General features: G+C 39.7%; 7 protein-coding genes. 3 read left to right on the top strand and 4 right to left on the bottom strand.

Annotation, left to right across the window (positions count from 1 at the left end; translation table 11 throughout):
* On the bottom strand, nucleotides 1-1,563 hold a 1,563-nt coding region (locus E7480_08265), incomplete at its 3' end, for a hypothetical protein (GenBank protein MBE6904584.1).
* Nucleotides 1,564-1,591: 28 nt separating this feature from the next.
* Entirely contained in the window at nucleotides 1,592-3,049 is a 1,458-nt protein-coding gene (locus E7480_08260) for a hypothetical protein (GenBank protein ID MBE6904583.1), read from the bottom strand.
* Nucleotides 3,050-3,259: 210 nt separating this feature from the next.
* On the opposite strand from E7480_08260, the gene E7480_08255 reads away from it, so the two are divergent.
* A complete protein-coding gene (locus E7480_08255; protein ID MBE6904582.1) occupies nucleotides 3,260-4,099 on the top strand; it encodes a helix-turn-helix domain-containing protein in 840 nt (279 codons plus the stop codon).
* Nucleotides 4,100-4,147: 48 nt separating this feature from the next.
* Here E7480_08255 and E7480_08250 read toward each other — a convergent pair whose 3' ends face one another.
* Nucleotides 4,148-4,957, bottom strand: coding sequence for a glycyl-radical enzyme activating protein (locus tag E7480_08250; GenBank protein MBE6904581.1), 810 nt, complete (start codon nucleotides 4,955-4,957; stop codon nucleotides 4,148-4,150).
* 2 nt (nucleotides 4,958-4,959) lie between these two features.
* Nucleotides 4,960-7,263 (bottom strand): hypothetical protein, encoded by a 2,304-nt coding sequence (locus E7480_08245; GenBank protein ID MBE6904580.1) that lies wholly within the window; start codon nucleotides 7,261-7,263, stop codon nucleotides 4,960-4,962.
* Between E7480_08245 and E7480_08240 the strand changes: the two genes are divergently transcribed.
* On the top strand, nucleotides 7,177-8,004 hold the full coding sequence (locus E7480_08240; GenBank protein ID MBE6904579.1) for a helix-turn-helix transcriptional regulator: 828 nt from the start codon (nucleotides 7,177-7,179) through the stop codon (nucleotides 8,002-8,004). The genes E7480_08245 and E7480_08240 overlap by 87 nt on opposite strands.
* Entirely contained in the window at nucleotides 8,001-9,119 is a 1,119-nt protein-coding gene (locus tag E7480_08235; protein ID MBE6904578.1) for a 4Fe-4S dicluster domain-containing protein, read from the top strand. The genes E7480_08240 and E7480_08235 overlap by 4 nt, the downstream gene beginning before the upstream one ends.
* Nucleotides 9,120-9,271: the final 152 nt, after the last annotated feature.

Below are 9,271 nucleotides of genomic sequence, written 5' to 3'. Positions count from 1 at the left end.
TGTGCTTATATAGGGACCCCAGCCGTAGCCTGCAACAGTTTCGTCTTCAAGGGTAAACTCACCTAAAAGCTGAACGTTTCCCTGAAGTAAAGCTAACTCATAATAGTTATGAGCATCTGTATTTCTTATCATTATTCTGGGGCTCATCCAACCCTCTGTGCCGTAGCTTGTAAGGTCAATAGTAGTCTTAAGCACGAAGGTATCGTCTGCAGTTATATAGGAGTTTGCACCGAAGAAGTTTACTGCGCCTGCTGATGTGATGTTAACGTTTCCGTTGGCAAATGTGTTTGTACCTGATGTCTCGTACTCAATATTTTCATTGATAAGATTCTGAGCGCCTGCAGGCTGTGCGGGAATATCTGTTGCTTTGGGATATTCCTTATAAAGACTTAAGCCTGATGTTGAATATACTGTACCTGCATCTGTAGAATAGAAATAAATGTAAGGATTTTGCTTTTCGGGAATAACAAGGTCAAATACCTTAACGTCATCAATATAAACGATTAGCTTGTTGGGAGCTGATACAACTGTTAAATCAATTACTGTGCCTGCAACTCTGTCATAGTTCCAGTTCTGATAAGGTCCCCAACCGAAGCCTGCATATTCTCCGTTTTCAAGTGTGTAGCCGCCTAATAGGCTTACAGCACCGTCAAGAAATGCTATCTGAGTATACTCTGTTTCACTGTTCTTTCTTACTGTAATTCTCGGTCCGTGCCAGCCCTCTGCGCCTACTGATGTAAGGTCTATCTTTGTCTTTAACATAAAGGTATCGTCTGCAGTAAGGGGAAGATTTGTAAAGAGTAATTCGCTCAAGCCGTTCATTGAAACAACGCCGTTTGAGAAGCTTGCTGCAGGAGATGCTGAAACCTCTGATGTAGGTGTAAGAATACTTGTAAAGCCTGTGGGTGCCGCAGGAACATCATTTGCAGGAAAGGCTCTTGATATTACTGCTTTTGCTGTGTAGGTTGTGTCATTATCTGTTGACTGGAAGCCTGTAAGCACATTCATCTTCTTAACAGGCGCATTGTCTATCATAAGAACATCGTCAACATATACGCTGATTGACTCAGGGTGTGAAATAATCTTTACTTTAATTGTTGAGTTTGCGCTTCTTATGTAATTAGTGTTTGCGTAAGTAGGAGCCCAACCGTAGCCTTGAAGCGAACCGTCCTCGTGAATATAATTGCCCTCAACTGCCATATGTGAGCCATAAAAGTTTACAAAATAATAGTTTTGCTCATCTGTATAACGTACTCTGATTCGGGGACCGTGCCAGTTTTCCGGACCTACTGTTGCCAGATTAATTGTAGCTTCAATAATAAAGCTGTCATCAGCTGTAAGAGAAGTAAGACCTGTAAAGTTTACCTCGCCTGCCGATGTGATTTTCGTAACACCGTTTTCGTAGGTGTTAGAACCTGAAGCGGCAAAGGCTGTGTCGGGCTTTAGTAAATTCCAAGCCTCAGATGCACTTGCCGCCGCTGCACCTGTAAAGAGAGTTGCCATGCTTGTCAGAACAAGCACAGCTGTACAAAGACTTGCCAAGAGTTTTTTGCTTGTTTTCATTGTTTTTACCTCACTTACTGTAACTCACTTACTCTACTGTAACAAATGCGCCTTCTCCGCAAGCTAAATTGATAGTGTATTTTCCTGCATTACCTGTTAACACTTTAGCCTTTCCGCCCTGATAGGAGGTAACCTTCTTTGCATTTGCAAGCTCTAAAGTAACAGTTGTGGATTTATTTAAAGAAAGCTCACTCATATTTACAACGGTAAATGCCTTTGAAGAGCCTGTCTTGCTCTCATAACAGCCAATCAATAACGGTTCTGCACAGTTTACGCTCTTGATTGTTGAGAAGCCTTTATACTGATTTTTGAAAGTAAGATAACTGCTGGCGCTTGCAGAATTGTGAGAAAATGCGCCGAGACTCTTATATTTCATATAAACGCTTGAAAAAGCATTGAACTCCGCATCTACCTTTTGAGCCGCATAGTAAATGTCAGTCTTTTTGCCGCTTTTGTCAATCATGGCATATTTAAAGGACTCTCCGCCGCCGCCTGTGGGAGTTGAATATGTAAAGTGGAACATTGCAGTTGCGCCGAAAGCAAGGTTAGTATACATCTGCCAACGGATATCGGTTTCGTCGGGAAGTCTGTGTCCGTCAGACCAGGTAGTTGTCTGAATAAAGCTCCAGAACTCTCTGCCACTCTTTCTTGCCGCTGTTGAAACGATATCTAAATTATCGCAATAGCCTGCAAGAGTTGTTTTTGTATCGTCGGAAAGACGGGTACAGGGATAAAAGTCAACACAGATATAGTCTGTGGGAACCTTTGCAACATATTGGTCAACATAGCTCTGATAATTGGGAGCATTAAGCTGAGTTGTAGAATTTGCGTAGGTGGGAAGAAGATTGATAAAGCCTAATTTTCCGGGTAAAGCTTTTTTATAAAGGCTTATAGCATTTCCCAAAACATCAAACTGGTCTGCGCCCGGCTCATCTCTGATTATGTTTCCTGCGAAAGCCGAAAGGGAAGCATAGTTTTTTGTAATATTGGCAATATCGTTAAAATGTCCGCCTACGCCGTAAAGTGAAGGGTCTGTAAGCAACCATTTTATACCGTATTTTTCGCACCATTGATTTATCATTTTAAGTAATGCCGCATTTCTTAATTCAGCATCAATAAAAAGCATATGTATTCCTGCTTCAGCAGCCTCTTTTATATGCTGTTCATCAGCATAATTAGGGTCAATTCCGCAAAAAGCGCCTATAAGCAATTTTTCTTCGTTTGAATTGCTTGGAGTTTGTGTGGGCTGACTGCTTGCAGCATTTGAAGATGCGGGCTGAGAAGAAGAGGGATTTGATGATGACTCCTCACTCTTTCCCTCGGAAGACAAAACATTCTCAGAGGAAGAAGAATCTACCGCTGAGCTATCAAGAGAAGCTATGTCCGAAGAAATATCGGAATTTGTCTTTTCTGCAGGCTTTGTACAAGCCGCCGCAGACAGTACCAAAACCGCCGCCAACAAAATTAAAAGAATTCTTTTTTTCATTTTTAAACCTCTTTTATTAAATTTAACCAAATTTTCGTTTGACAATTTAACATTTATTTAATTTTATCAATTTTGGTGTTTCTATTCAACCTATTTTCACATATATTCGACCTAAATTATCAGTATTTATTGATTTTTGAAAAAAATTATATATAATAAATATAGGAAATGTCTCTAAAGAAATACAAATGACACAAGAGGTGGTAATTTGTGCCTAACAGACAGGAAATTCACCGTTTTGAAAAACAGGACTATTTTTTCAAAAATGACAAGATAATAATCGAAGAAAAAACTTTGCCTCACAACGTGGATATCCACTACCACGACTTCTTTGAAATAGAGTTTGTGCTGTCAGGCAAAGCAACCCATATTTTCAACAACCGCCAGTACGAGCTGTCCCGAGGCTTTTTGCATTTAATTATGCCTGCAAATTTTCACTCTTATTCTCTAAAAAACGAAGATAGTCTTAAATATTTTAATATACGATTTGATGAGTCTGTTTTATCAAATGAATTGAAAAACGCAATTTGTTTTTCAAACCGTGATTTTATTTTAAAGCTGGAAGAAGATGCCTTCAATCAAGTTTTAAAGCAATGTAAATATATGCTCAAGGAATTTAACAGCAACAGCGAATTTAAAGAAATTATGCTTCAAAGCTGTATTCAACAGCTTTGCGTTTTCCTTATCCGCCTTCTCAACAGCTCCAAAGGTCCCGAGAAAATACAGGCTGTCTATGATGCTAAAATTCAAAGCGCCCTTGCCTATATGCAGACAAATTTCAGAAAGAAAATCTCTGTTTCCGACGTGGCAAAGCTTCTGAATTTCTCAAACAACTATTTCAGCAACTATTTTTCAGATTCGGTAGGCGTAAGCTTTTCAGCATATCTTAAGGATTTAAGGCTTCAATTTGCTATGAATTTGCTAAACTCTTCAAACCTCAACATCAATGAAATATGCTATGAGTCAGGCTTTTCAACTCTTTCAAATTTCACTCAGGCATTTAAAGAAAAATACGGCTATTCTCCAAAGCATTTCCAAAGCAGAAATTGATTGTTTTATACCAAAAAACCTTCCTTGCAACGCAGGGAAGGTTTTTGTTTATTCAAAGCGGTATTTCAGCCCCAACGCTTTATATTTAGAAGCTCCCAAGGAGTGAAAATTCAAGAAATCCGTATGCTCTATTCCACATTCTTCGATAGCTTTTTTTATAAGCTCAAGACTTTCCTCGCTGTCGTTTATATCGGGAATGACAGGCACTCTTGCCACCACTTTTTTTCCTTGTGAAATAAGTCTTTTGGCGTTGCTTTTGACAAGCTCTAAGCTTCCGCCGCAAATTTCCTTGTAGCTCTTTTCGTTTGACAGCTTAAAATCGACAAAAAAAGTATTTACATAGGGCATAACCTTTTCAAATTCCGAAAAATCTACGCAAGCGGCAGTATCTATAATAACGTCTATTTTGTTTTCAAAGCATTTTTTTGCAATTTGAGCGCAAAAATCCGCCTGTAATAAAGGCTCGCCGCCCGAAAGAGTTACTCCGCCCTTTGACTCAAAATAAAAATCTTTGTCTGCCCATATTTTCTGCCATATTTCCTCTGCGCTCATTTTAATACCGCTTAAGCTGAGCGCCGAATACAGACAGCTTTGCACACAATCTCCGCACCCGATACAGCTTTGACGCTCTATAGTGTGCTTTGGCAAAAATTTATGGCTTTTTGTGGGACAAACGTGCTCACATTCTCTGCAGCCGACACATTTCATTTCGTAAAATAACAGCGTAGGCTCTCTTTTTATTGTTTCGGGGTTATGACACCAAGGACAAAAAAGATTACAGCCTTGAAAAAATACGGTAGTTCTTATCCCGGGGCCGTCCTCGGTTGAAAATCTCTGAATCTGACTTATAAGTCCCATAATTATCCCTGTTCCGTCCTTTTCAGAATATCCTCCTGCACCTCTTTTGAAAGGGTGATATAGTGGGCGCTGAAGCCCGAAACTCTCACCACGAGATTTTCATACTTTTCGGGATTTTTCATAGCATCAACCAAAATATCTCTTGATACCGAATTTATCTGAATTTCCTGTCCGCCCTTTTTGAAATAGGTTTTTATCAAAGCTAAAAGCTTCTTTCTGTTTTCGGGCTTTGAAAACATTGAGGGACTGTATTTCTGATTTAAAACAGTACCGCAGGAAACTAAAGTATAATCGGGTCTTGTCATAGAATTTACAACGGCTGTAGGTCCGTTTTTATCCATTCCGTGCATGGGGGAAGCCGCATCGCTCACAGGCTCCATAGCCCTTCTGCCGTCAGCAGTTGCCGCTATTTCCTTACCTGCGGGAATGTTGCTTACGTTAGATGCAATTGCAGTATAAACAGGACCGCCGTCCCTTGTTTTGTACTGTGAAAAAAGTCTGTTCTGAACCTCTACAAACCATACGGCATATTTGTCAACCTCGGGACAGTCGTTGCCGTATTTATCCATATTCAAAAGAATTCTGCGCTCTTTTTCATAGCCTTCAAAATTGCAAATAAGAATATCTCTTAGCTTTTCAAGACTCATAAGCTTTTTGTTGAATACCGCCTCTTCAATGGCATATAAGGAGTCTGCCACCGTTGCAATTCCCATACCGCAAGCACCGTGTGCTGAAGGATAGTGCGCTCCGCCGTTGTTTATATCCTTTGCCCTTGAAATACAGTCGTCACAGAAGCAGGACAAAAAGGGCTGTTGAAGATTTTCGGGGTTGTATCTGTTGTTCTCGTTGTTGAACATTGCCATATATTCGTCAGCGCCGTATTTCATCTGCTTTTCTAAAGCCGCCATAAATTCTTCCATTGTGGAAAAATCCTTACAATCTCCCGTTTTAATTCCCTTTTGTCTGCCTGTAAGCATACATTTCCCGTCATTCAAGGCAAGCTCCATATATTTCGGAGTGTTGTATCTTCCGTCAGTCCAAGGGGGCTGTTTACCTGCAATAAAGTTTTCAATACAGCCTACCATACAGTAATCTCTGGCATCTTCAATGGAATAGCCGTGTCTTGCAAGGGCAGGAATATTTATCTCATCGTTCATCAGCGCAGGATATCCCAAGCCTGTTCCTATAACCTCAAGGCACTTTTCAATAAACTCATCGGAAATATCCTTATGAAGCCTTGCGGATAAATTAGGACCGGGAATGTCGCAGTTTTTAACGGCATCAAGAATTATAAAGGAAAGCTCATTTACAGCGTCGCTTCCGTCGCGCTTAACTCCGCCGATAGCAATATTGACAACATCGTCACTTCCGAAATAACGAGCCTCGTGGATTTTATAAAGAGTACATTCTATAAGCTCTAAAGCTTTTTCTTTTGTCAAAATTCCCTTTTCAATGTCGGCAGCATAAAAGGGGTACAAATACTGGTCAAGTCTTCCCAGCGCCATAGCATACCGATTTTCAAGACAAAATACATTATGGCACAGCCATACAAGCTGTAAGGCCTGTAAAAAGCTTTGAGGCTTACCCTGTGTAAGAGCAAGACAAGCGTCAGCTATCTCTATCTTTCCTTTTTGACGCGCAATAGCTTCGTAGCTTTTTATATAATCGCAGAAGGCCTGCATTGTAATTTTTGCCGCAGTTAAAAAATCTCTCTCCTTTTTATCGGTATGAGTATCATAGGAGCTGTCTATTTCTTCAATAACTCCGTTTATACCTAAAGAAAGAATTTTATTGTAATTGGGCGCAAAATGGTCGGAATTATGAGAAAAATATCTGAAGCCGTAAGAGCCGATAACGAGATTGTCATATTCCTCCTGACTTGCTTCAAGCTCTTGACCGAGAAGTCCTCTTACCGAGCCTGCAACGGTATCGTTATCGTAAATATATTTAGGAACATTGTCAAGCAAAGCCTTAAAGGCATATGCACGGGCAATAACATTTTCTTTATCAAAATTCTGAGCAAAGCCCAGTGCAAGAAAATGATTTCTAAGACAATATTTTCCCTCGGGTTTTTCTTTGATTTCTTTTTTTAAAAGCTCAAGCGTTGTCATTTTTATCCGCTCCTTTGTAACTATTATATTATATAATGTCAGCCTTGCAACCCACTCTGTTGACAAAGGTGGATAATTGTGATATTTTTTAAGGTGAGAGGTGTGTTTATGTATAAATTTGATATTCGCATTTTCCCCGAAATTTATTTTGCGCATATGCACAGAACTTCTGTTAAAAAATGGACCTTGGGGCATATTGAAGGGCTTGTGGAAATCGCATATGTAAAAAAAGGCGCTGTCAAGCTTGTAAATACGGCTACAAAGGAAAAAACGTATGTGCCCGAAAATGCCGTTTTTATAATTGACCACTCTATTCCTTACGAAATTCAAAATCTAAGCGACGAGCATATTCATTACACCGCCGCCTTTTATATAAATGAAAAAATCCAAAAAACCTCCCGTCCTGTAAACGATAAAGGCTTAAATGTCTATTTCCCCGAGAGCAAGGTTTTAACAGCAAATACATCTGCAATTTTTTCGGCAATCCAAAGCCTTACCCACCCCTGTTCAGAAATTCATACCGCAGCCTTACTTATGCGTATTTTTGATGCTCTTTCCGAACAGACTCTCTTGGAAAACAGCTTTGAAAATCCCATATGTCTTAAAGCAAAAAAGGTAATTTCTCAAAGGCTTCACGAAAAAATAAGCGTTTCAGACATAGCGCAAATGCTCAATATAAGTAATGAGCATCTTAGCCGTGTTTTCAGTAAAAACGAAAAAATCACCTTAACCGACTATATAAATTCACAAAAGCTGAACCGTGTGCGTGAAATTCTTTTTGTTTCGGATATGACCTTGGAAAATGCAGGGCACTGTGTAGGCTTTGACGATGTCAAATATCTCAGCAGACTATTCAAGAAAAAATACGGCACAACGCCAAGAGAATATATAAAATCAATTAAAAGCACCGAGAAATTTGAGGAGGATAAATTATGATTTACAAGGATTTTAAAGAGCTTAAGCTCTCTATGCTGGGCTTGGGGGCTATGAGATTTCCCCTTTTGCAAAACGGCGAGATTGACAAAGAACAAACCGCAGAGATGATTGATTACGCTCTCAAAAACGGCATCAATTATTTTGATACCGCTTGGTTTTATCACGACGGAAAATCGGAAACCGTTTTAGGTGAGCTTTTGTCAAAATATCCCCGTGAGAGCTATTTTCTTGCCTCTAAATTCCCCGGCTGTGATACCTCTACCTTTGTAAAAAAAGAGGAAATTTTCGAAAAACAGCTTGAAAAATGTAAGGTTGACTATTTTGATTTTTATCTTTTCCACAGTGTCAATGACAGCAACATTGATTTTTATTTAGACGAAAGCTTAGGTCTGACAAAATACCTTTTAAAGCAAAAAAAGGCGGGTAAAATCCGTCATTTAGGCTTTTCTGCCCACGCTTCCTTCCCTGTGTTCAAAAGATTTTTAGAGGCTTATTCGGAGCATCTTGAATTTTGTCAGCTTCAGATAAATTATCTTGATTGGAATTTGCAAAATGTAAAGGAATATCTTGATTGTCTTAAGTCCTACAATATTCCCGTCTGGATTATGGAGCCTGTTCGTGGCGGAGGCCTTGCAAATCCACCTCAAGCTATAAAAAAACAGCTTGAAGCTCTTTTCCCCAACAAGCCTATTCCCTCTATTGCCTTTCGTTTTCTTCAGGCAATTGACGAGGCAACGGTTATTTTATCGGGTATGTCCAATATGCAGCAGCTTAAAGACAATATTGAAACCTTTAAGACAAATGAGCCTGTAGCTCCCGAGCTTTTCAAAAAGCTCACGGAAATCGGAGACTTACTGGCAAAGGGTGTTCCCTGTACATCTTGCCGTTACTGTGTCAAATACTGTCCAAACGAAATTGAAATTCCCAATATTATAAATCTTTACAACGCTAACACTTACGAAGGAAAAGAAAAAATTTCCTCTGAGATTTTAGCAAATATCGAAGAAAGCAAACGCCCCACAGCCTGCATCGAATGTAAAGCCTGCGAGGGAATATGCCCTCAGCAAATCAAAATATCTCAGGTTATGAAAAGCTTTTGCGAAAAACTGATATAAGTAAAAAAGCAAGAACGGTTTCGTTCTTGCTTTTTTCAGGGTGTCGAAAAACCTTTCGACACCCTGATAGACTGTCCAAAAAGAGTGCAGATTTCGTCAATCCGTTCTCGTCGGCGTACGGTGGTACGGTAGAGAGCGGATTGGCGGAAAGC

The sequence above is a fragment of the Oscillospiraceae bacterium genome (genome assembly GCA_015067255.1).
GTDB lineage: Bacteria > Bacillota > Clostridia > Oscillospirales > SIG519 > SIG519.
The sequence above is the reverse complement of the archived record's forward strand: the minus strand, read 5'-3'. Positions and strand labels throughout refer to the sequence as shown.

What these genes read in the sequence shown, in the direction of transcription:
- E7480_08240 (MBE6904579.1), top strand. Translation starts at nt 7,177, where the DNA reads ATGTATAAATTTGATATTCGCATTTTCCCCGAAATTTATTTTGCGCAT.
- E7480_08245 (MBE6904580.1), bottom strand. Translation starts at nt 7,263, where the DNA reads ATGCCCCAAGGTCCATTTTTTAACAGAAGTTCTGTGCATATGCGCAAA.
- E7480_08250 (MBE6904581.1), bottom strand. Translation starts at nt 4,957, where the DNA reads ATGGGACTTATAAGTCAGATTCAGAGATTTTCAACCGAGGACGGCCCC.
- E7480_08235 (MBE6904578.1), top strand. Translation starts at nt 8,001, where the DNA reads ATGATTTACAAGGATTTTAAAGAGCTTAAGCTCTCTATGCTGGGCTTG.
- E7480_08260 (MBE6904583.1), bottom strand. Translation starts at nt 3,049, where the DNA reads ATGAAAAAAAGAATTCTTTTAATTTTGTTGGCGGCGGTTTTGGTACTG.